Raw genomic sequence first — 23043 nt, forward strand, 5'->3', positions numbered from 1 at the left:
TGCACCATTGCTCTTATCGGCCTCGGCCTGTCGGTCGGCGGCGCGCTGGTCGAGGGCCAGCAGCAGAAGCAGATGGCCGATATGCAGGCCAAAGCCTATGAGCAACAGGCGCAGGCCGACGCTCAAGCCTCAGCGTTCGAAGCCTCCCAGGAAAAGCACAAGCAGGACTTGCTGAAATCGCAGGCGGTGGCCGCTGCCGGAGCATCCGGCGTCTCATTGGCCGGCTCGCCCACGGAAGTCCTCGCCGCCAATGCGCGCCAAAACCAACTGGACCTGAAGGCGATCCAATTCAATTCGCAGCTTCGGCAGAACAACCTCAACACCCAGGCGGGCATCTCGCGGTTCAGCGGCAAGCAGGCCGTGACGTCTTCCATCTTCAAGGCCGGCGGCAATCTGGTTTCAGGCATCCAGAAAATCCAGATGGCTCAATCCCCATTCGCGGCGTGATCTATGGCAACCATTCCTCTTCAGATCGCTGAACGTCGCCTCGATCCCGGCAACGTCGTTCAATATCCGGGTGGCGGCGAGACTGGCCGTGCACTGCAGGATGTAGGCAGCGAGTTTACTGCCGTTGCCGATCGCATTCAGCAGCGCCAGGACGAGATGGACCGCTTCAAGCGGATTACCATCGAAAATGCCATGGACGCGGATACCGCCAACCAGGCGGCCGAAGCTGCTCGGAACGGATCGGCCGACGGCTCGGGCCTTCACGACACAATCGTCGGCCAAATCGACCCGGCAACCGGCAAAATCGCCAAGCCGGGGCTGTTCGATTCCATCGCTGACCAGTATCGCGCGCAAATCCCGCAGAGCCAGCGTGGCTATTTTGACGCGACGCTGCCGGCGAAGCGGTTGCAACTTTCGGGAAGCGCGGCTGCGGCGCAGTTCGAGCAAGAGCAGAAATACGCCACTCTCGAGACCACGAAAATTCAGGATCGGCTGCTTGGCTCCATCCTGCAGATGGACCCGAACGACAGCGCCTCCTATGACGCGTACAAAGAGGAAGGCCGCAAAGCCATTCTTGCCAGCCCGCTGAGCCCGCTGGCGAAGCAGGCGACACTGGACGGCTGGGAACAGGCCACGCCGAAAGCGCTCGCGCAGGCGATAAGCGCTCGCGATCCGGGTCAGTTGCGCCGGCTGTTCGGCATGGCCCCGCCGGCTTCCGAGGGTGTGTCTGCGAACATCGTTGCGACAGATGTCATCCCCCCGGAAGGCGCCGCGCTGCTCAACACCATCGCCGGCACGGAAAGTGAAGGCGCCTACGATGTGATCAACGGCGGGGAAAAGTTCGCCAGTTTTGCCGATCACCCCAAAGCCGGCCAGCATGGCGACTCGGGCATTGCCGCCGGTCGATACCAGGATCTGCCGTCGACATGGGAGCGCATCAAGAACGCGACCGGCGTGCCAGACTTCTCTGCCCGTTCGCAGGATATCGGCAACTGGTGGCTTGCGCAGAGCGATTACAAATTGAACACCGGCCGCGATCTGCTGACCGATCTGAAATCACCCGACGCCAACGTCAAGGCCGGCATTCGCCGCGTTCTGTCCAGCACATGGAAGGGCCTGAACAAAATCGGCGATGGCGATTTCGCAAGCCAAGTCAGCGGCGGCGCTGACGGCAGTCCGAGGGCGATGAAGCATACCGGCCCCGATCTGCCCATCGTCTTCGGCAACACTGCCGGCCGCGTCTCGGCGGTACCCGACATGAAAGGCGTTCATCCTGAGGTGATCGACCGCTTCAAGAGCCTCCAGAACTCCCTCGGCTTCTCGCTGCCTGTCGTGTCCGGCTTCCGTGATCCTGCCCGCAATGAGCGTGCTGGCGGGGCGAAGGCTTCGCAGCATATCGAAGGCAACGCGCTGGACCTCGATGTCCGGGGCAAATCCCAGGCTGAGCAGATCAAGATCATTCAAGAGGCGCGTGCGCAGGGCTTCGGTGGCATCGGCGTCTATGGAAACTCCATCCATATCGACACCGGTCCGCAACGGGCCTGGGGTGCCTCGCACCATTCCGACAGCCTGCCGATGTGGGCGCGCCACGCGCTCGACAATGCGCCGGTCGGCCAGGCGGTGGTGCGAACCGCAAACGCTCCGATGGACCCGCGCTTCAAGGGGATGTCGCCGGATGACATGCTATCGCTGGCCAACCAGGACGATGTCGCCTTTCGCCAGAAGCAGGCGGCCGACGTCGCGCAGGCCAAGGTCGAGTATAGCGCCTACAAGGATCATATCGAACTTGGCATTCGCACCGGAGAAATTCGCGACCCAGCGCTGATCCTGAGCAGTAGGCTGAACGAGGGCGATCAGGCGACGCTCTATGAGATGCTGAAGACGGAGAACAAGGACAACGCGGGCGTCGACGCTATTATAAGCGCAATCGGCGCAAACCAGAAGGTGGCGATCAACAGCTTCGATGGCGATCAGACCAAGATCGGCAACAAGGCGTTCGGGCAGTATGTTGCCAAGGTGGCGCCAGAAAACCAGCCTGCCGCGACCGCGACCTATGTGGCCGCAACGGGTTATATCCCTGACCAAGTGCAGGCACAGCTTCGACAGGGTGCCGCGTCGACGACCGCGCCGGCACTCGCAACCAGCCTTTCGCAAGCAGACACGCTGGAGAAGATCGCCCCCCAGTCCTTCGGCACAATTCCTGGAACAGATGTTCAGACCAAACTCACCGACTATCGCCACATGGTCAATGATCTGGGCATGACAGGTGAAGCCGCTGCGGCTGAAATCCTTCGCCGCGCTGATCCGTCGGTGAAGGTCAATCGCGAAGTGCTGAAACCCAAGGCGGAAGAGTTCGCCAAGAAGCTTGGCGTCGGGGACGTCACGAACGCATTTGATCCGGGCATATTCAGCAGCGAGCCCGGCGCGGGCTTGATGCCGGAACAATCCTCGGGGCTGCTCGCCGAATACCGGGAGATCGCGACCGAGAAATTCTATGACACCAACGGTGACGTTGGTCTGGCAAAGGCTCGCGCTATAGACGACCTCAAGAAGCGCTGGAACGTGACCAACATCACGGGCTCACCGACGCTGATGCGGATGCCGCCCGAGCTTCATTATCCGCCGATCGGCGGCAATTACGACTATCTCCGACTGGACGCCATGGCGACGGCGCAAGCCTATGCCGACCACCTCGGGCAGAAAGTCGAGAACGTCACGATCTGGCCGTCTGACAAAACCCGTGCCGACATCGAGCAGAAGCGCCCGCCTCGCTATCGCCTGTTCTACCAGTACAGCGACCATGGCCAGCCAACCTTTTCGGAAGTGTTCGCCGGTCCGTGGGGCGTCGGTGCGGACGAGATGAAAAGATACTCAAACGATGCCGGCAAGAAATCGATTCACCTCTCGGGTGTCTCGGACAAAGCCAACGACATTGAGCTTTCGGCGGAAGAACGTGCTCGCAGCATCAATGCCGATCCTGGCACCCTAGATTTCATCAAGGCGCTGAACTCCGAAGCGACTGTCGGCGCTGGTCGTGTGAAGGCCGATCTCTACAGACAGGAGAATGCAAAGCCGGTTGCGCCTGCGCCTCTCACCCCGGAGCAGCAGCGCGCCAAGGATCTTGGCACCAGCACATACGATGGAAGCCAGAAAACTGGCTTTGGGAACAACTGATGGGCATCCTGAACTATCCCGATGATCCGCCAACCGCCGCATTTGGTGCTGTCGACTATCGCCCTGACCCTGACAAGGAGATCGACCCGGACACGGCAACGATCATTGGCGCCGCTTTCCGACAGGGTAACACCGTCGCGTCCATGGCTGCGAACAAGTTGGCCGGCATCGATACGCGCACGCCGGAAAACGGTTTCGACGGAAAAGCGCGCTGGGACGAAATTCGGGGTACGTCCTACGAGAATGAGTGGTCACGTCTGGCGCCGATGCGCAATCGGATCGCCTTCAACGCGATGAAATCGCAGATCGACATGGAGCGCGAGGACAAGCGCAACCTCGATGCCGGTGGCTGGACCGCAACGGCGGCCAGCCTCGGCGCCGGCCTATTCGATCTGCCCAGCCTTATCCCTGGCGGCGAATTGGCAGCTGGTGTCAGTGTTGGAAGAGCCGCGATAGCCACCGGTGTTCGCACCGGCATCGCTGGTGCCCTCGGCGCTGGCGTCTCCGAAGTTGCACTGCAATCGACGCAGCAGACTAGGCCGCTTTCCGAAAGCGTCATGAACGTCGGTTCGGGTGCCGTGCTGAGCGCGCTGCTTGGCGGCGGTGCTGGAGCGCTGATGTCTGTTGCCGAACGCCGTGCGGCGCTTCAGACGGTCGAGCGCATTATGTCTGATCCTGGCAATCCGAATGCCTACACCGAGTTTCGGGAAGGGGTCGCCCGAGGCGTGGGTGCGCAAGCCGTAGGCGGGCCGGTCCTAGAAGACTACGACATCGGCAAGGGCGCGAAGCTCGTCGGGGCGGCGCAAGCCCAGATGGTGCCGCTTCTGCGGGCCGCTCACAGCCCGTCGGCGCCGGTCCGTGAAATCATGTCGAACATGGCAGAGACCGGCTATTACTTGGAACGCAATGCGCGTGGTGAAGGCGATATCTCGGTCGAGAGCGCAGTCAAGGAATGGGATCGCGGCGCCGTCGCAAAGGCTCTTAAGGCAACCCGAGACATCTACGACGAGGCCAGCAAATCGGGCCTGAACATGACCCGGGACGAATTCCGCAGCGCCACCGCACGCGCGATGCGGCGCAGCGACGAGGGCGAAAATGATGCCGTATCCAAAGCCGCAAGCTTCTGGCGGTCGACGCTGTTTGATCCGCTGAAGGATTATGCCGTCAAAGAGGGACGCTTGCCGCCTGATGTGAGCGTGAAGACGGCGACGTCCTATCTAACCCGAATGTGGAATGCGCCGCGGCTAACCGCTGAAGAGGCCAGGTTCAAAGAGATCGTTCGTCCCTGGATCGATGAGCAGATTTCGCAAACCCAATTCAAGAGCGAAGAGATCGGCCTCGGCAACAAGATCGTCGACAGTGACAAGGCGATGGAGGCGCACGATCGCCTTTCGAATAGGGTGCAGGGCCTAGAGGACCGCTTGGCAGAGCGCACTGGCTCGCGCCAGCGCCGCACTGACGACTTGACCCGGTTGCGCCAGGATCGGCTCGACGTGCTCAAGACACGCGCTCCGGCCGCGCTGGTGACCAGGCTGCGCGGCGCCGATGAGAATGCCGTGATGATCGATGCCGTCAGGCAGACACGCGCCGCTGAGCGGTCGGCCGGCAAACAGCAGACCTTCGCCGAACGTTCGCCGGTCCTGGCGTTCATAAAAGCAAAAGGCGGCGCTCGCGTCGGCACCAAGCTCGACAATGAGTTGCGCGCGATGGGCGTGACGCCGAAGACGCACCCTGGCATGTTCGTCAAGAAAGGCGGCATTGGTGACGTCGACAACTTCGTAAAGGCGGAAGACGACATCTTCGCCGATCTGAACGACGACGGCGCAGGCTATGTCGACCACCGCGACATCATGGAGGCGATCCGCTCGGAACTGGCCGGCAACCCGCTGCGGACTGCCAATGAGCGAGCCGCAGCCGCCGCGCTCGATGATCTCGACAAGACGGCGGCCGAATGGCTCGATCAGGTGGGCCTGCCTCCGAATGCCTCCGTGAAACAGGTTCGGGATCATATCGCCCGGGTGCAGGCGGCCGAGCGCCACACCGAAGGCCTGGACACGCGCATCTCGCGGTTTGAGCGAGAGCTTGAAGAGTTCGACCAGGCCACGGACCGCATCCTCAACGAACACGCGATCAGCAAGACTGAATTGGAAAACGCCAACGATCATCTTCAGTCGCTGGAGGATGAGATCGCAAAGTCGGTGGACCTGGCGAAGTCCTCGCCGCGCGTGCGTCTGGTGGTCGACTATGCGACGGTCAAGCGCGACATCTTCAAGGCCAAGCTCTCGGAACGCTCACTGCGGAAGCGAGTTGACGCACTTCGCCGCATGGAATCGGAAGGCCGGGCGAACGATGCGATGCTCTCGGAACTGGCGGCCAAATCGATCGACCTTGACCGTCTCCAAGCCAACATCGAAGGCCTGAGGGTCAAGGCCAACAAGCTGGAGCCGATGGTTCCGAAGGTGAAGCAGGAAATCCCCGACTTCGTCTCTGACGCTGACCGCGCCGAATACGTGAATGGGATCGTCAACGACATCCACGAGCAGCTGACCGGCCGCGCTCGGCAGGGCATGCCGTCCTACGACATGGTGATGAGTGATCGCGGCCCAATGAAGGAACGCACCTTCAACATTCCGGACCATCTGATCGAGGACTTCCTCGAACACGACATTGAGATGATCGGCCGGCGCTATGCTCGCGTCATGGCAACGGACATTGAACTGGCGCGCATGGATAAGCGCTTGGGTGGCAAAGGTGACCCGACGCTGCAATCCCAAATCGACCGCGTGCGCAACGACTATCTCCAGCAGCGTGACGCGGTGAACGCCTCAACGATCGATCAGAAGGAAAAGGCAAACGCCCTCAAGGCGCTGACGGCGCGCGAAAAGGCTGATGTCGAAGACCTGGCTGCGGTGCGCGACCTTCTGCGCGGCCAGTACAATGTCGGCGGCGCCAGCACAAATTTCGCCCGAGTGCTTCGCGTAGTGCAGGCCTTCAATTATGTGCGGTCGCTGGGCGGTGTGCTGATCGCCTCTGCGACCGACGCGGCGCGGCCGGCGATGGTGCATGGCTTCAGCCGGTATGTCTCGGAAGGCATTGCGCCGCTCTTCACCAACCTGAAGGGCATCAAGATGGCCGTTGAAGATGCAAGGACGGTCGGCGCGGTAACTGAAAGCGTGCTGCAATCGCGCTTGGCGTCAATGGCTGAGCTGGCAGACCCGTATTCCCACAACTCACCGTTCGAGCGCTTCATCGACAATATGTCGAGCACGTTTTCGAAGCTGACCCTGCTCCCGTTCTGGAACGATATGCACAAGTCGATCGGCTCGGTGCTCACGCAAAACCGCGTGCTCAAAAACGTGACGCAGGAGTATGCCACGCTCGACGCTGCCGAACGCCGGTACATGGGCTATGTGGGCATCAACGCGGATATGGCGCAGCGTGTCGCCAAGCAGTTCGAACAGTTCGGGTCGGTCGAGGGCAATGTGCACGTGCCAGGCATCGACCACTGGACGGACATCGATGCGCGTCGCGCCTTCGCAGCTGCGATCAACAAGGATGTGGACACGATCATCGTGACGAAGAGCGTCGCCGATGTGCCGCTATTCGCTCACACTCCCGCCGGCCGCGCGCTCATCCAGTTTCGATCCTTCGCTATTGCCTCGAACCAACGCGTCCTGATGCGCGGTCTTCAGGAGGGGCCTCGGTCATTCGTCCAGGGTACGCTAGCGATGATGACGCTCGGCATTGCTGCCTACTATTTCAAGAACTACGAATCCGGGCGTGAGGCGACGAACAATGTCGGCACGCTCGTTGCCGAAGGTCTCGATCGAGCCGGCGTTTTCCCGCTGGCCTTTGAGATCAACAACACCTGGGAGAAGCTTGGCGCGCCTGGCCTCTATCAAGTTGCCTCGCGGATCGGCATGGCAATCGATCCTTCAGCCGATAAGCGGGCGCCGGCATCGCGATACGCGAACCGGGATGCATTCGGCGCTCTGCTAGGCCCGTCGTTTCAGTTTGGCACCGATGCAGCGCAACTGCTCGGCATCCCCGCGCAAGCGTTGTCGTCGCTGACTGACGGCGATCCGTCTACCAACCCGGATCTGAAGAAGCAGGACATTGACCGGATTTCAAAGATGATTCCGTTCGCGACGCTGCCCTATTTTCGGTGGCTGATGGAAGGCGGATTTGGGCTTCAGGGTCAGGGCCTCGGCCTCAAGCCAATGCTGAAAGACGCAGTCGAAGCTCAATAATCGCAGTCATCGGTGACGTTCATGCCGCGATGACATTCGACGGTCGGACCGGTGGGCGACCGGAAGAAGCGTGTAACGCCCCAAACGGCTGCGAATGCGACAATCAAAATTATAGGCAACGCAATCCAGGTGTTCGCTGGATTGTCCCAAAACGATTGCTTGGGTGCTGCTGGTCGTTGCTCGGCCATTCGAGTTCTCCCCGGCTGCGCACTCAACGTCAAAACCCGATCTTTTTCAACCCTCGCCCCGGCGAGGTGCTTAATGGAGCAAGCCACATGGCCCGACCCGCAACTGCTGCCGTGCGCCTTCTGACTGGTGAGCGCGAGCCCGTGCGCCTGGCGACCACGGCCGACAAAGTCCTCTACGGCCTTCAGACGATCGACTCAGTGCTGACGGAAGTCGGCGACCGCGTGCTTGTCATGTCGCAGGCCGACGCCCGTCAGAACGGCATCTATACGGCGAGCGAGGGCCAATGGTCCCGCGCCGCCGACGCGCGCACCGCACGCACCATGCAGAAGGGGACGACCGTGCATGTGCAGGAAGGGTCAGCAAATGCCGGCAAGACCTTCGCCTTCAACACGCTCGACCCGGTGATCGGCGACACTCCTATCGTCATCAGCTTCTATATCTCGGACACTGCCGTCAACGATGCCCAGGCGGCGGCCACCGCAGCGGCGGGCAGTGCTTCAGCCGCAGCAGGGTCGGCTAGCGCAGCGTCAACCAGCGCGACGAATGCGGCCACCTCAGCAACAAACGCAGGCAATTCGGCAACAGCCGCATCGGGGTCAGCATCCGCAGCCGCCACCAGCGCGGCAAACGCCAGCGGATCGGCCACCGCAGCGGCGGGCAGTGCCACGGCAGCATCGACAGCGGCGACCAATGCAGGGAACTCAGCGACCGCTGCATCAGGCTCGGCTACGGCAGCTGCGGCCTCAGCATCTGCCATCAATCTGCCATCCCCTGCGGCCAGCACGCTGCTGGTCCGCAATGCCGTCAACTCGGCGTATGACGCAAAGCCCTTCGCGGATGTTCGAGACCTTCTCGATGTTGCTCCTTATGTGGCAGATCGCGCGGCGGCCAAAGCTCTCGACCCGACCAAAGACAGCGCATTCCGGATCGTTGGTGAAGGCGGGCGCAACGGTCCCTTTGTCTACAAGCTGACATCCTCGCTTTCGGCAGTCGATGCTGCTGGCGCTGCCGCCGATACGCAGGAAGGCATCTATTTTACCAATGGCCTTTATACGGCGATCCGCCAGGCCGGTTGGGCGCTGACTGGAGCCTATATCCGTTGGTTCGGGGCGCAAGTCGACAACTCCACAAACGACACCAACGCCATCAACGGAGCTACTGCCGTAATGAGCGCAGTCGGCGGGGGTGTGGTTCGTTTCCCCGTTGGTGTCGCTCGCGTGACGTCGTTGTCAAGCCTTCCCGCCAATGTTGGTCTGCAAGGTGCAGGGAGGTACGTCTCCAATCTCAGAACTACGTCTGCGACGGCCAATGTGGTTTCGACCGCCGGTACTGGCGTTACCATCCGAGGTCTGGGTTTTTCCTCTAGCGTAACGCGGACAGCCGGAGCCTTTTTGACTGTCAACAACGGTCAGTTTGAGCTTTCAGATTTTATCATGAATGGTCCGTTCGTGGGCTTGGCATTGGCAAGCGCTCAGCGGACTATCAGGATTTTCAACGGAGAGATCACTGACGCTGTGGCTACCACCGGCAACAGCATCACGGTCAATAACAGCGGCACTGACGTTTTGATTTCTGACCTGACCTGCACCATCAACAGTCTAGCGGCACGTCCTGCCAACCATATTCTGCTGTCCGTCGTTGGCGATTTGTCGATGACAGACGTGCAGTTATATGGCGCCGTCAACAACATGGCGATTGCACCAGGGTCTGGACAGGGCATCAGCAGCCTCAAATGCAAGAACGTCTGGTTTGATCAGCCGAGCGGCCAAGGGCTCGCCGTGCTGCCGACTGGTACAGGCTTTTTCAAGCGGTCCTCTTTCGTCGGATGCTGGTTTAGCGGTTCAACAGGCGGCTCTGGCGTGAATATGTTCCCCTCGGGAGCCTCGACAGCTATCGACGGCATCGACTTCACCGACTGTGAATTCCTCAGCAATTCCACTTCTGGATTCTTCAGCGGCGGCACGGCTGGCGTGATCTCCAACATCCAGATCATAGGCGGCCGGGTTGCAGGCAATACACAACAGGGCGTCCTTTTCGACGGCATCCTTGGGGGGCAGATCCAAAACGTGCGCATCGGCCCTGTTGGCGGCTATGGCGGAGCAAATGGCGTTGGCGTCTATCTGGCCGGCGCGGCAAACAATATCAATGTGAGCGGAAACGATCTGCGGGGCAACACCACAACTTTGACCAATACCGCGTCCGGTACGGCTAACCGCATCACTAATAATGTAGGCTACAATCCGATTGGGGCGGCTGCTGTCACTCCTGGCGCATCGCCCTATACCTACACGGCCGGCGCGTCGCCAGAAACCTTGTACATCTCAGCGAGCACTTCGATCACTGGCCTCACCCAGGGCGGCGTGTCAACGCTGCCAGTAGCGACAGCGGCAAACGCGACAGTGACCGTGCAGCTAGGGCCGAACGAGGCCGTGGTGGTCAACTACACCGGCACGCTGACGGCCAAGAAAATGGTGCATTAACCGCGCCCATCACCGGTGCCAAGTTTTCGCGACCTCGGCGCGTTCCACCGTTTTGCCAGCGCATCGATCTTCCTGGTGCGATCCTACCCAACCACATTGAAAGGAAAATTCATGGCTCTTTCCCGTGAAAAGGAACCGCTTTCCTAGACGTCAAGGATCCGGCTCAAACCAAGTCGTCGTGCCGTCGTCGCGGGCCGTCACCCTGATCCATTTGCCAATGTCAGGCTCATCACCAAACGGGATCGTTACCGGGCCCCACATCTTCGCAGCCTCAACGGCATTTTCGGCCTGAACCTCGGCACGCTTCACTGCTTTGCCGTCGCGTACCGCCTCGACGGTGAACCTTCGCATCGACCGATGCCTCCCAGCGCGATCCTGTTCCCAAATCACTTCGAATGGAAAATATCATGGCCGTTTCCCGTGAAAAGGAATCGCTTGCCCGCGTGCTTGCGCATGAGGGCGGTTATTCGAACCATCCGTCGGACCCTGGCGGCCCGACGATGAAAGGCGTTACCCAGCGCGTCTATGACGGCTATCGCAAGGGCAATGGCCTTGCACCTCGATCCGTGAAAGGGATCAGGCCCGAAGAGCTAAACGAAATCTACGACCGTCAATATTGGGACGCTGTAAAGGGCGATCTGCTCCCGGCTGGCGTCGACTACGTGGTGTTCGACGGGGCGGTGAATTCCGGCCCCGGTCGCTCGATCATGTGGCTTCAGCAGGCGTTGCGGCCTGGCTACACCGGTCCCATCGACGGCGTGCTGGGCGTGGGGAGCCTCGCCGCCCTGAAGGCCGACAAGAACAACGACGCGCTGATCGAACGGATCTGCAACGCGCGCATGGCCTTCCTGAAGCACCTCGGCACATTCTCAACGTTCGGCCGGGGCTGGTCGGCTCGCGTTGCTGAAGTCCGCTCGATTGGTCAGGCATGGGCAACCGGTCAGGTGCCGCAGGCGGCCAACTTCGTTGACGGCGGACAAGCAAAGGCTTTTGTCGAGGATGCCGACACCCCGCCATCGACTGCGCCGGCCGACGCGGCGATCGGCGCCGGCATCGGTAGTGGCGGCATCGCCGGCACGTTGCAGGATCTGCAGAACCAGCTTTCCCCGATGTCCTACGGTAGCGAATTCATCATGAAGGTTGTGTTGGTCCTAGCGGTCATCAGCGCCGTGCTGCTGCTCGGCGGTGCCGGCTACCGGTGGTACGCCAACCGCAAAGCTAAGCACCTCGCCGCGGCACTAGGGACCGCGCCGGCATGAGCTTCCTCATTAGCGTTCTTGTCGGTCGGCTTGGCGTCTCGCGCCTGGCCGGCGGCGTCATAGTCTGGGCGGTTATCGCCTTAGTCGCCTCGAGCGCGGCACTCGGGGTCTACGAATTCGTCAAGCACAAGGGCGCCGACGAGGTCCGCGCCAAGATCGAGAAGGGAAATCAGGATGCGATACGCAAGGGCATCGACGCTCGCATGTCTCTTGATGAGTGCATCGACGCTGGCGGCGTGTACGACTTCGGGCGTCAGCGGTGTGACGCCGCTACGCTCGGCCCTCGGTAACAGCCTCCCCGGCGCGCAGGGCAAGACAGTCGCCGATCAGAACAGGATCGACCGCACCGTGGCGCCAGGCTGCGCCATCAAGCTTTACACCCGGACGGAATGCGATCTGCACACCAAGGCCAGCGCCGCGCGCCGGGCCGAACTGAAATCATAGCGGGCCGAGATAATGCCGACATCAGGAACGAAAAGTCTGGAAATGATGATCGGCGGCCTGCTCCAAGCCACGCAGGACATGCAGCGCGACATCACCGAGATCCGGCGCGACATTAAGGACAGCGATGCCCGCGCCGCCCTTAGCTACGAGCAATCGGAACAGCGTGCGGCCGCCAGCCGGGCGAAGATGTACCAGAAGACGGACGAGCTCGTGGACCGGGTCACGGCCACCGAAAGCGCAGTCAGCAAGCTCAATGCCGACATGACCAGCGTCAAAGAAGTGACGGCCGAGGTGACGCGCTGGAAGCTGATGGGGCTTGGCGCCTTGGGCGTGACCGGCATGGCGGCTGCCGCCCTGGCCTCATTGGTTACTGCTTATTGGCACGACATTTGGCGCGTGCTGCGGGGCGGGTAAAGGAATTGCGATTGCCCGGCCCCGACAGTCCTGCGGTGGACATTGCTCCAATTTGTGGCACAAGAGTCATCATTTGCTAACCTGCATGCGATGTACTAGGAGAAAATGGCCTGACATTGGCCAGGGTGGGGGATTCTGTGACGGCGTTTAATGAGGTCCATGCGGTACAGTTCGCATGGTTCACCCCGGAAGATAGGGTGACTAAGGACATTGAAGCCGCGTTCCGGGCCGTTGTCGGTGTTGATCCCGACCAAATACAGAGGCAGCGCCCGCCGGCAACACCGGTTCCGATCTTAGTTGCCTCCGCAATCGTCGATGCGACGCAGTATCGGGTTCAGGCTGTTCCAGGACGGATAGACCTCTTCGTGGAGCCTGTCTCGAATGATCCCGTGCATTTTCCTTTTTTCGGAAATTTCGGGGTGATCCAAGACAGCTTGACCAAGGCAAAGCTCTTTTGTCAGTTTACGGGATCGTCTACGTTCCGCCAGTCTTTCGTGGTGAAGATTGCGAAGCGCTTGCCCGATGCGTCTGGATTTGGAAATGAGTTTCGAAAGATACTAGGTGTCGACCACGATCTGAGCGGCGTCGCCGATCTGGCGTTTCAGATGAATAAAGTTGCCCGGTTGGGTCAACATGACATCAACCGTGTCCTGCGTTGGACCTCGGAGGTTGCCCAGGTACAACAAGTCTCCTTCGCCTCAGCGTCTCAGGGCATGCCGATGGGATCTGTGGTTGGCTTGGCCCACTTTGTATCTTATGTAATAGACATAAATAGCGTTCCTGGCGGGAAATCGTTTGACGCAGGCGGTCAGATTTCTCTGCTGGAAAAGTTGGGCAGTGTTGTGCAGCGATGCGTAGAGTTCGAGACCTTGGGAGACGTCAAATGAGTGGTGTGACGCCCTTCTTCAGTGGAGGAAGTTATCCGCTTGACCTCCTCAGCAGCCATCAGTTTGCGGCCACAAGCTCTCTGCTCCTATTCGGTGCAATCGCAACCGCGGCTGCCGCGACACCGGCTGCAGCGGCTCCGCCGCCATACGACGGTCCGCGGATATTCCATTTCTCGGGAGTCACCTCGACCAACGGATATTTGACCGACCTTCTCCGTCGCGCGGCCTATGTCAACGTCCATGATGCGATTGAAGCTATGGCCGCTATTCCAGCGGAAGACGACTACCATATAGACAGAACAACAGCCGAGGGAGCTCACCACGCGCTGTCGCTGCTTTACATCATGGGGATAGTCGTGCCGAAGGTCTTTTCTCACGACTCAGAATCGGTGACGTTTAGTTGGGCTCGCGGTTCTGACCGGCAGTATATGACAGTTTCGGAAGGGGTTGCGTCGTTGCTTCGGACAAGCTCAACGAAAAGCGAGATTCTGGAGCATGCATCTCTGTATGAGCCGTCGATCGTTGGTGTTCTGAAAATGGCGGGGGAGTATGGCGGCGGAACTGAGTTTGTTAGGCAGTAATGACGTTGTCGCTAGGTGTGCCATATTCCCTCAGTTTTCCCCACAAGGGGATAGGGAGTCATTTGCATACGAGAAGTTGCTCTATTTCAGAGAACCGGCGGTAAAGACGGTCCCTAAGACATGGTTGCTTTCGGTCGGTTGGCGCGCCAAGCTCGCTGCGGAATCCGATGTGCACTCTTACGGGTGCAGAACTGCGGCGAACAGCAACCAACGCAAATCTGAAGAGGCGAAAGCTAAGGGGGAGACTTTGGTGCCCCTCAAAGACACCGTCCACTACCTTGGATATTACGAATTCTCGGTAGAGGCAGCCGCTAGCGCGGCAAATGACGTATATGACGTCTACGCTGAGCACGCACCTGAATTGGGTGAGGATGCCCACTCACATATTGTGTTCAAGGAAAAGACTGACCTTCCGAAAAATCCGCCTAAAAGTGCGCGGCGGACGGAGATCGTTGATGCGATTTGGCGTCGGTCGACCGGTCCAAAGAAACATATTTGCGAAAGCGATAAAGCTCATCGGGGCTACCTTGAAACGATTCCCCTAGATCCTGCGCCGCCTAGAGGAGAGAAAAAATAGGAACGGGTTAATAGGCCTCTCCATGCCCGCAACCAACCCCTCCGCCGCCCGTTGACCTACGCTGGTTGATCCCAGCACCACTCCAGACCCTGCCCGCTGGCTCCGGCCGGCGGGCTTTTTTGTTTCAGCTGTGGTACCCTGACGCTCGGCAATGAGACGGGGGCGTCCAATGCGACTGGTGCTGTTTGCTATCGTGGTCGGGCTTTTCATGGCATCCGGCTTTTGGCTTGCGGCCCAACTGGTGGCCGCTGGCGCACACGGCTGAACTATTTCCCCACGATCGTGAGTAGCGGCTTGTGCTTCGGGCGCTCATGCCAGATGACTTGCCGGAGGTCGCGCATGTCAACCTGTTGTCCGCAAATCGGGCAGGTGTAGAAATTATCCATCTCGTCGGCGGGCTCGCCTCCGTCCAGCTTGCCAGGGATCGGCGGCCCAAGGTCTGATAGTTTCGTCATGCCGCAGGAATTCGCCCATGGGGTCGACGTTCTGGCGCCCTGCCGCTGGCAGGTTGTTGCCGCCTTTTCAGATATCTCGCAAAAATGGACAGCTTCTGCTCGTAGCCTATGCGCACCATCGCGTTGCATCCGACGCACCTGAATCTTCCAATTGTGCGGAGCCATGAACCGAACCTGACGATCGGTTTTGAACAGGCCGGACAGTTGAATTCCATCTGCACGTCGCTCATTTCGTCGGTCAAAGCCATTTGTAGTCTCCCAACCCGGTGCCCCACCGGCCCGACTCAAGCAAGAAGGTCGGAATATGTTCCAGGGTGGGCCTTCTGGCTGGCCGGGAACGGACTTCAGTCCTACCTCGGGCTCTGCCGAGCCAAACGAAACGCCCTGGGCATTTCCAATTTCGGAACTATTTTAGCAAAAGCTTATTTAGCTGCCGGCTTGTGTGAGTTCCGTACATGCGTTTGAAGTTCGTCGCGCCGTTGATGCCGACCCTTGTTGAGCAGCCTCCAGAGGGCGACGGATGGATTCACGAAGTGAAGTTCGACGGCTACCGCTCGCAGCTGATCATCGACGAAGACGGGACGCGCATCTACACCCGCAACGGCCATGACTGGACGGCTAAATATCGCGACCTGGTGCAGGAGGCGAGGAGCCTCGGAGCGGAGAGTGCGATCGTCGATGGCGAGATTATCGTGCTCAATGAGGCAGGGTTGTCGGACTTCGGCGAGTTGCGCAAGGCGATCACGCGCCGGCAGCATGACCTCTATTTCGTCGCCTTCGACCTGCTGCACCTCAATGGCCATGATCTGCGGGACATGGCGCTCGAGGAGCGGCGCGAGATCCTGGCCAGCATGATCGAGCCTGACCGCCGGATCCAGTTCAGCGAACCGCTGCCGGGTGAGGCCAAGGCAATTTTCCATTTGCTCGACGAGGCCGGCCTTGAAGGAATGGTATCGAAGCGGCGAGACAGCAAATACCGCAGCGGCCCGTCGACGAACTGGCTGAAGGCGAAATGCTACTCGGTCGACGAATACGAATTGCTCGGCGTCGAGCGTGAGGCCGKAAAGCCCGCCATCGCCCTAATGGCAAATCGGAAGACCGGCCGCTATGTCGGCTCGGCATTCATCAATTCCAGCCAGGCGATCCGCGAGCGGCTGTGGAAGCGGGTCCAGGAGCAGGCCGGACCGGCGCCGAAGGGCATGAAGCGGCCAGCTACACAATGGGTGAAGCCGGGCATCATCGGCCGCGTGAAGCACTTGCGCGGCGAAGAGGATTTGCGACACGCTTCATTGCAGGATTTTCGTGAGGAATGAGCAAGCGAGGGAACGATTTTCTCTATCTTTGGATCTCGGACTGACTATCCGACGATCCGATCACTGACCACGTGCTGCTGATCATCGAAATGGTTGTCGATGCGAAACGGGCGGCCGAGGCCCAAGGCATTCCCGGCCAAGAGATCGATGAAGAAATTGGCACGATCTACKAATTCATCATGCAGGGGCTGCGCTGACCACCTCTGCCCTTGGGGGCCACTCGTCAAAGGCAATCAAACCCGCATGCGCGTGCACGCGCGAGGGGCCCCATGCGGTTTTAGCAGGGCCTCCCAACGAGTTGTGCATCTGTAAGTTCATCCTGCTGCGCGTCTACAAGTTTTTGGTGCCGGCTATCTGGCTGGGTCCAATCGATTCAGTTGGCTTTGAGCCATTCGTCACTTCTATGCTTCGTCGGATCATAGCGTAATGTGTCCTGCAGCCGACGCCGCGTCCCCCTGTTCCGTTCACGCACCACTGGTGATTTGCGAGTCGGAACTCCTGCCAGCGCGTATGCTCTCGCAAGTGACCCGAACCGTTGCCTAAAGGCCCTGCGGCTAGGGAGGTCCGGGGCAGCCTCTATCAGAGCGACTGTTATGTAGCCGAATTTGGCATACAGCCTCCGGATACCTTCAAGAAGTGCGATGTCCGAGTATTCATCACTCCGCTTTTCGCTCGCTCGTTCCAGCGCCGCTAAAACCGTTCCCTCCTTGGTAGTCGGAAAGCCAGCCAACCTATATGCTTCCATGATCGATCCAAATCGCTCAACAAACATGTGTGACGAGGGCAACTTACGGTCCGCGTTGATCAGCGCAATGGTTACGTATCCGAACTCGGAATGTAGTCTGCGAACACCAGCGATAAGTTCCTCATCGCTGTATTCTCGCCCCCGTCTGGGAGCGGGCCGACACTTGTAACCTACAGCTGCGTAAGCAGCTTGGAGGGTTCCAAAGCGAGATCTATATACTTCAGCGCAGGGCGTATATGGGCAATTATTGATGATCCTCTGAGTGAGCTTCTTCGTTTCCCGAAACAGCCGTTTAAGCCGCTTTAACATGTCGGCTTTCGGGTAGGTGTAATTTCGCTGGTATCCCATTTCGCGCTGCGCCTTCGCAAACCGCTTCGGATCAACAATTGGGTCCATTACCCGCGTTCTGATCCATCGGCTTGGCGGATTGCGCTTACTTGGTCCACTAAGTGGCTTACTCGTTTTATTGTAGACATAATATCCGATCATCAACTCACTTTGGAGGACAGCCCTTATACGCCTCTCGCTCCATCGAACCCCGTCTATTGAAGGAACGTCCTCAACATTCAACGTCCTTGCGATGCCCATCATGCTCCGCCTTTGATCGACAAACATTTGAAAAATCCGGCGCACCGTTCTCAACTCCTCAGGTGGACCCGGTGCAAAAACTACGCGGTCGGTGTTCAGGCCCTTCGCTTCTCCTGGCCTGAGCACAAACCGCATCTGGCCGTCGGCGCTGATCAACACGCGCCTCACTCCAAAGGGTATTGATGCACCCTGATGAAATCCAAGTTGGGCCTGCTGTATCTTCGCTCTGGCAGTTTTGACCGACAGCTCACGGCTGTATTCGCTTGCCATCACTCGCTTCAGATTTTTGACGATGGTCGAAATCATGCTGCCGTCGTTTTCAAATGGCTCGCCGCAGTACACCACTCGCACCCCTGAGGACCGACAGAGAAATTCGTAGTGAGCGGACTGATCCGCGTCCTGAAACCGTCCCCATCTGCTGACATCCAATACGAGGATCGCGGAATAGCTCCGCCGCCCGGTCACAACATCGGCGAGCAGTTGCTGGAGTCCGTCTCTGCCTTTTAGGCTCAGCCCACTCTTACCGGCGTCGGCATAGGTCTGGACGATGGCAAAGCCTCTCGCCTCGGCATATTCGAAAATGGCTGCTCGTTGGTTTTCCAGCGAATAGCGCTGGTGTTCGGTTGACATGCGAAGGTATTGCGCTGCCGGGACGCGCAGAGCAGTTGAGAGTTCGGACATCGCCGGCCCTCCTCCATACTACCTACGGTCAAGGAGAGTAACACGGGCGAATCTTCTGATTAAAGAAAACTTTCGGTATTCATTGTCTCAAGTTCATTTAGTGCACTATAGCGCACAGGATCAGGTCGCCGCCGCGCAGCTTGCCGGGATCGGCCCGGGGCGTGCGACAGGCAGTCTCAGGGCTCTCCCCGGAGTTCGTCGGGCGCTCCGCTCGATCATCCGAAGCGTGGCAACAGTCAAAGCACTGGCACCCGCCCTCAATGCCGATCCCACCAACACCCTGGACACCTCTCGTCTAGTATGGCATTTATACGCGATCGCGTATATCGCCGTTTTATACGCATTCGCGTATCGTCGGAGGACCATCATGCTTGACGCGATAGCACGCAATGAAAAGCAGATCGGCGCCATCTTGCGGCGCGCCCGCCGGAAAGCAGGGCTTACGCAAGAGGCGCTTGGAGACGTCGTACACCTCCGCCAAGCCACAATATCGCACCTAGAGGCCGGCAAACCTACAGTGCAGCTGCGTACCTTGATGGCGACGCTTTCATCCCTCGGTCTGGAAATCGTCATCCGTCAGCGCAGTAGGGGCAGCCCTGCTGAGTTCGAGGATCTGTTCTAACGAGAATGTACCGTGCCAGCGCTTAGCGAGTCATTTCTCAGACCTTGGAACATATACGCCAACCTGAAATTGTCGCGATATGAGCACGCGCGGCATCAACTTCCTTGATCAATGGATTGCCAGCAACGTCCCCGAGACGACGAAGGCGGATGTCATCTCCGTCGACGAACTCACCCACAAGCTAATCGCCGACGCTAAATGTCTAGGCATCAAGCGCGGCGAGATCGATGAAGAGGTCGACAGCCTCTATCGAACGATCCTCGACGCGATTGTGCATTATGATCCCGGCCTGCCTGAGTAACTACCGTGCAAAAAGGCCCCGGCGCAGGGTGAATCGCCGGGGCCTTAGCCATGTACGAGCTACTCAGCATGTCCGCGCTCACGATGCGCTAAACGTGCTCAAGAACCCGTAAACGCACTATGCAACCTGTGGCTGGTGGCAGGTGAGGGAAGGGCAGGAATATAGTCCTCACAGTTGCGGCGAACCCCTCAAAGCAGGAGAACGCCATTGGCCAGAACCAAACCTTCCAAGCAGTTATCGCAGGCTGAAATCGAGCGTTTCCTGGTGGCAGCGGAAGCGCTGCACAAGAGCATCGTGAAGCCGCTGATATCGCCGACCTGCGACCACTACCGGGCAACGCGTGTCTTGCATGAGGTGCTTTTGAGAACCGTCCGTGACGTGACCGGGAAGGAAGTTGAGTTCATCCGCTGGTTTGGTGGCGGTTCGGGCGCGGATCACAAGCGGCCCGGCATCCTCCGCCCGAAGGAAACCGGGCCTTGCCGGCGCTCGGAAATATGCCGGCTGCCAGCTAAGGGGCTATAGCTCTCCTCTCGTCTGAGCGAACCCTGCGAATGAAGGAAACCGCTGCAGGCATGACGCATGGCTGGAATACATCAGGTTTGGCTAAAATACGGAACGTCCAATGAATGTTACCGGAACCAAAGCGGTAACGTCAGACCTTTGCAGGAAAGGTGCAGGACCTTGGTCTTGCCGTCTCACGGTTAAGGTCTGAAGGTATTCGGAAGACATAGGGCCGCACCGCAAAGGATCAATACCAAATCTCCACGGCTGGGTACCGTCTAGATGTGCTTGCAAAGCTTATTCAAGCCGACGCGCATGCGTTGTCCGTCGGCGAAGGACCGGGCGTAAGCTTCTACCTCAAACGTGCTGACCTGCGCTTTCCCGTTGACGACGACGCGCACGAACCACTCGCCCATATTCTCGACTACTTCGACGCCATCCGGTTCGGGATCTGTTTTTTTCGCGTCAGCCATGGCTTTCGTCCCGTGGGCGAAAGCACCTGAGTTGACTTCCAAGCGCCCGTTTGCCGGATAAGGCGGGCGACAACGCCACCATGCGCCCTATCCGGCAAACCTGCCAATCACATTTGTTAAGGCCTTACCTCGGCTTCCGCTTAGCTGCCGCCTTCTTCACCGGCGCCGCCTTCCGACCAAGACCAGATGCCTTTGCCAATTCCGATCGCTGTGCTGCATAATTCGGCGCCACCATTGGGTAGTCAGCCGGCAGATTCCACTTGGTGCGGTACTCAGCCGGCGTCATACCTAGCTGCGCGATGTGCCGTTTCAGCGATTTGAATTTCTTTCCATCATCCAGGCAAATGATGAAGTCAGGCGTTACCGACCGTTTCGGATTAACCGCGGGCGCCTGAGGCTCGACCTGTGGGGGCGCCGCCTTGCCAATAGCTGTGAGCGACGTGTGGATTGATGAGATCAGATCCGCCAGGTTCGAAACTGGCACCGCATTATTGCTGACGAAGGCCGAAACAATATCGGCGGTGAGTTCGATGAGATCGATGGCGTTCTCTTTTCTGGCATGGTCTCACGGTCCTCTTCGCTGCTTTGGACATCCTCTCTATGGGGAGTGTGAACAGGGTGCAACAGAATGATCGCCCGCAGACATGGTCCAACAAGAAAAGGGTTAGATCGTCGCCTGGCACAGAAACGGCACAGAAATGTCCTGATGTTTTTGGTCTGTTCTCGCTTTGTTAGCGCCTTTTCGTCAATGAAATCTGAGAAAACACTGCATTGACATTGCAGGGGTCACAGGTTCAATCCCTGTCACGCCCACCATCCTTTCAAAGACATAGGCGATAGCTGTGCTGAGCCTTTTTGCCGGTCGCGTCGGCTGTACGCCGATAGTGACCGGATCGAGCAACCAACGTCGTTGTTTCGGGCGAACGTCCGTCACGAAACAATCGGTCAGCCGTCATCTATTCGACCGATGTGCTGGATCGAAGAGGACTCCACATTGAAACCGATCCTCGCGGATCGCTGGACATCCCAAAAGCCTGTCCAGAAAGCCCCGCTTGACTCCCGGTCGGCGGGGCTTTCCATGCGTTCAACTCGCTGAAATGAATGGCCGGCGCTAACGGCGCGGTCTAACTTTCGGCCCTGTCGAGCTTTCCGCCGGGTTTGCCGCCAATTTGGCGAATCGCCGATCTCTCAGCCTCAAGAACTTCCCTTTTTCCAGGAGCTCATCGCGGTCGCCATCATCCGCGGTCGTTCGGCCATACGTCGCAGCAATCACATAGTCGGCTTTGTTCGTTCGATAATCCTCTTTTTGCACAGACATCGTTTCCTCCCGGTCTGCGGCCTTTCCTCCCTTAGCCTGACCGAGGAATTAACTGCCGGTATGTGGCGCGAGTCCACCAATTGAGGATTGTATTAAAATGATACACACAGGAGTCCTTTGCGGCGATCCGCATAGGGAAGCCGCAAAACCGTGCTCAAACGCCTGCGACGGCGCACAGGCTCTTCATCCGCGAGATGGCCAGATCAGGATCGGCCAGCAGGCATGCCTGATCGGCAAGGCGAAAGATTTCGGCATAGTGGCGGATGCCGCGCGCCGACTGCATGCCGCCGACCATGGTGAAATGGTCCTGGTGGCCGTTCAGCCAGGCCATCAAGACGATGCCGGCCTTGTAATATTCCGTCGGCGCCTCGAAGATTTTTCGCGATAGCGGCACTGTCGGCGCCATCAGCGCGTCATAGCCGGCGCGGTCGCCCTCGGCGAGCCTTGCCAGGGCGGCGTTGGCGACCGGCGCGATGGCGTCGAAAATGCCGAGCAGCGCGTGCGAATGCCTGTTGCCGTCGCCGGCGATCAGTTCGGGGTAATTGAAGTCGTCGCCGGTGAACATCACGACGCCCTCCGGCAGCCGATTGCGCAGCGCGACCTCCTTGCCGGCATCGAGCAGAGATATCTTGATGCCCTCGACCTTGTCCGCGTGGCGTTCGATGATGGCGACCACCGTATCGAGCGCGGTCTCGAAATCACCGCTGCCCCAATAGCCCTTCAAGGCCGGATCGAACATGTCCCCCAGCCAGTGCAGGATGACCTTGCCGGAGGCCTGGCTCAGGATGCGGTCGTAGACGCGCGCATAATCGTCCGGCCCTTTGGCGACAGCCGCCAATGCGCGACTGGCCATCATGATTGCCTTGCCGCCCTGCCCTTCGATGAAAGCGAACTGCTCGTCATAGGCCGCGATCACATCGTCGAGCGTCCTGGCGGCGGCCGGCGCCAGATGGTCAGTGCCGGCGCCCGAGGCAAGATCGGCGCCTTCGACAGTACGGGCCTCGGCGATCGACCGGCGGATCAATTCCCTCGCGCTGGCCCAGTCGAAACCCATGCCGCGCTGCGACGTGTCCATCGCCTCGGCAATGCGGAAGCCGAGCCGCCACAAATGATGGCGAAACGCCATCGTCCTGTCCCAGTCGATCGCAGGTCGCGACCATGGATCGGTCATTTCGAGGGGATCGGCAACGACATGCGCGGCGGTATAGGCGATGCGCGAAAACCGTGCGCCGGCCGCCGGCTGCACCGGCTGCCCGACAAGCGCGTAACGGGCGCTGCGGCCACCTTCACCAGGCAAGACAATATCCATCGACCTCTCCCTTCGCAGCGCCTATTAAATGGAAC

General features: G+C 59.3%; 22 protein-coding genes and 1 pseudogene. 16 read left to right on the forward strand and 7 right to left on the reverse strand.

All coding sequences use genetic code 11. The features are described 5' to 3' along the window. Positions 1-72 precede the first annotated feature (72 nt). From AC1DPX_RS20145 to AC1DPX_RS20155, 3 genes are read left to right on the forward strand one after another with little or no spacing between them, the layout of a single operon-like run. Positions 73-447 carry a hypothetical protein gene (locus AC1DPX_RS20145; protein ID WP_477239080.1) on the forward strand — a complete coding sequence of 125 codons (375 nt, stop codon included), beginning with the start codon at positions 73-75 and terminating at the stop codon, positions 445-447. 3 nt (positions 448-450) lie between these two features. Next, positions 451-3621, forward strand: a complete 3171-nt coding sequence (locus tag AC1DPX_RS20150; RefSeq protein WP_477239082.1) for a D-Ala-D-Ala carboxypeptidase family metallohydrolase — start codon at positions 451-453, stop codon at positions 3619-3621. Further along, complete coding sequence (locus AC1DPX_RS20155; protein WP_477239084.1) at positions 3621-7871, forward strand: hypothetical protein; 4251 nt, start codon at positions 3621-3623, stop codon at positions 7869-7871. Before AC1DPX_RS20150 ends, AC1DPX_RS20155 begins: the two co-directional genes overlap by 1 nt. On the opposite strand, the gene AC1DPX_RS20160 is transcribed toward AC1DPX_RS20155, so the two are convergent. Further along, positions 7865-8059, reverse strand: a complete 195-nt coding sequence (locus tag AC1DPX_RS20160; protein WP_477239086.1) for a hypothetical protein — start codon at positions 8057-8059, stop codon at positions 7865-7867. The two genes, AC1DPX_RS20155 and AC1DPX_RS20160, sit on opposite strands and share 7 nt — an antisense overlap. An 87-nt stretch (positions 8060-8146) precedes the next feature. Here AC1DPX_RS20160 and AC1DPX_RS20165 point away from each other — a divergent pair, with 87 nt between their 5' ends. Then, positions 8147-10540, forward strand: a complete 2394-nt coding sequence (locus tag AC1DPX_RS20165; RefSeq protein ID WP_477239088.1) for a hypothetical protein — start codon at positions 8147-8149, stop codon at positions 10538-10540. 150 nt (positions 10541-10690) lie between these two features. Here the strand turns inward: AC1DPX_RS20165 and AC1DPX_RS20170 are convergent, their stop codons facing one another. Beyond that, a complete protein-coding gene (locus AC1DPX_RS20170) occupies positions 10691-10891 on the reverse strand; it encodes a hypothetical protein (RefSeq protein WP_477239090.1) in 201 nt (66 codons plus the stop codon). Between the two features lie 56 nt (positions 10892-10947). Between AC1DPX_RS20170 and AC1DPX_RS20175 the strand changes: the two genes are divergently transcribed. From AC1DPX_RS20175 to AC1DPX_RS20205, 7 genes are all read left to right on the forward strand, one after another. After that, on the forward strand, positions 10948-11799 hold the full coding sequence (locus AC1DPX_RS20175) for a glycoside hydrolase family 108 protein (RefSeq protein WP_477239092.1): 852 nt from the start codon (positions 10948-10950) through the stop codon (positions 11797-11799). Then, complete coding sequence (locus tag AC1DPX_RS20180; protein ID WP_477239094.1) at positions 11796-12089, forward strand: hypothetical protein; 294 nt, start codon at positions 11796-11798, stop codon at positions 12087-12089. The genes AC1DPX_RS20175 and AC1DPX_RS20180 overlap by 4 nt, the downstream gene beginning before the upstream one ends. Further along, positions 12061-12243 carry a hypothetical protein gene (locus AC1DPX_RS20185; protein WP_477239096.1) on the forward strand — a complete coding sequence of 61 codons (183 nt, stop codon included), beginning with the start codon at positions 12061-12063 and terminating at the stop codon, positions 12241-12243. The genes AC1DPX_RS20180 and AC1DPX_RS20185 overlap by 29 nt, the downstream gene beginning before the upstream one ends. Positions 12244-12285: 42 nt before the next feature. Further along, entirely contained in the window at positions 12286-12657 is a 372-nt protein-coding gene (locus AC1DPX_RS20190) for a DUF1515 family protein (RefSeq protein WP_477239098.1), read from the forward strand. A 197-nt stretch (positions 12658-12854) separates the two neighbouring features. Further along, positions 12855-13544 carry a hypothetical protein gene (locus AC1DPX_RS20195; RefSeq protein WP_477239100.1) on the forward strand — a complete coding sequence of 230 codons (690 nt, stop codon included), beginning with the start codon at positions 12855-12857 and terminating at the stop codon, positions 13542-13544. Further along, on the forward strand, positions 13541-14125 hold the full coding sequence (locus AC1DPX_RS20200) for a hypothetical protein (RefSeq protein ID WP_477239102.1): 585 nt from the start codon (positions 13541-13543) through the stop codon (positions 14123-14125). Before AC1DPX_RS20195 ends, AC1DPX_RS20200 begins: the two co-directional genes overlap by 4 nt. Then, the gene (locus tag AC1DPX_RS20205; RefSeq protein ID WP_477239104.1) at positions 14094-14702 is read left to right on the forward strand and encodes a hypothetical protein; all 609 of its coding nucleotides are present in this window, start codon (positions 14094-14096) and stop codon (positions 14700-14702) included. Before AC1DPX_RS20200 ends, AC1DPX_RS20205 begins: the two co-directional genes overlap by 32 nt. A 266-nt stretch (positions 14703-14968) precedes the next feature. Here AC1DPX_RS20205 and AC1DPX_RS20210 read toward each other — a convergent pair whose 3' ends face one another. Beyond that, positions 14969-15322: a hypothetical protein gene (locus AC1DPX_RS20210; RefSeq protein WP_477239106.1), complete on the reverse strand. Its 354-nt coding sequence runs from the start codon at positions 15320-15322 to the stop codon at positions 14969-14971. Between the two features lie 290 nt (positions 15323-15612). Here AC1DPX_RS20210 and AC1DPX_RS20215 point away from each other — a divergent pair, with 290 nt between their 5' ends. Further along, positions 15613-16470, forward strand: a complete 858-nt coding sequence (locus AC1DPX_RS20215) for an ATP-dependent DNA ligase (protein WP_477239108.1) — start codon at positions 15613-15615, stop codon at positions 16468-16470. Between the two features lie 71 nt (positions 16471-16541). After that, positions 16542-16667, forward strand: coding sequence for a hypothetical protein (locus AC1DPX_RS20220; protein WP_477239110.1), 126 nt, complete (start codon positions 16542-16544; stop codon positions 16665-16667). A 176-nt stretch (positions 16668-16843) separates the two neighbouring features. Here the strand turns inward: AC1DPX_RS20220 and AC1DPX_RS20225 are convergent, their stop codons facing one another. Continuing rightward, complete coding sequence (locus AC1DPX_RS20225) at positions 16844-18484, reverse strand: recombinase family protein (RefSeq protein WP_477239112.1); 1641 nt, start codon at positions 18482-18484, stop codon at positions 16844-16846. Positions 18485-18851: 367 nt separating this feature from the next. On the opposite strand from AC1DPX_RS20225, the gene AC1DPX_RS20230 reads away from it, so the two are divergent. From AC1DPX_RS20230 to AC1DPX_RS20240, 3 genes and pseudogenes are all read left to right on the forward strand, one after another. Further along, positions 18852-19106 (forward strand): helix-turn-helix domain-containing protein, encoded by a 255-nt coding sequence (locus AC1DPX_RS20230; protein ID WP_477239114.1) that lies wholly within the window; start codon positions 18852-18854, stop codon positions 19104-19106. 79 nt (positions 19107-19185) lie between these two features. Beyond that, complete coding sequence (locus AC1DPX_RS20235) at positions 19186-19407, forward strand: DUF768 domain-containing protein (RefSeq protein ID WP_477239116.1); 222 nt, start codon at positions 19186-19188, stop codon at positions 19405-19407. Between the two features lie 207 nt (positions 19408-19614). Continuing rightward, positions 19615-19818: pseudogene (locus AC1DPX_RS20240) on the forward strand (hypothetical protein); the annotation flags it as partial. A gap of 368 nt (positions 19819-20186) precedes the next feature. On the opposite strand, the gene AC1DPX_RS20245 reads toward AC1DPX_RS20240, so the two are convergent. The 3 genes from AC1DPX_RS20245 to AC1DPX_RS20255 form a co-directional block, all read right to left on the reverse strand. Then, the gene (locus tag AC1DPX_RS20245; protein ID WP_477239118.1) at positions 20187-20381 is read right to left on the reverse strand and encodes a hypothetical protein; all 195 of its coding nucleotides are present in this window, start codon (positions 20379-20381) and stop codon (positions 20187-20189) included. Between the two features lie 124 nt (positions 20382-20505). Beyond that, positions 20506-20922: a Ros/MucR family transcriptional regulator gene (locus tag AC1DPX_RS20250; protein WP_477239435.1), complete on the reverse strand. Its 417-nt coding sequence runs from the start codon at positions 20920-20922 to the stop codon at positions 20506-20508. 931 nt (positions 20923-21853) lie between these two features. After that, positions 21854-23008, reverse strand: a complete 1155-nt coding sequence (locus AC1DPX_RS20255) for a dihydrodipicolinate synthase family protein (protein WP_477239120.1) — start codon at positions 23006-23008, stop codon at positions 21854-21856. Positions 23009-23043 lie beyond the last annotated feature (35 nt).

The organism is Mesorhizobium sp. 01N446 (genome assembly GCF_056399285.1).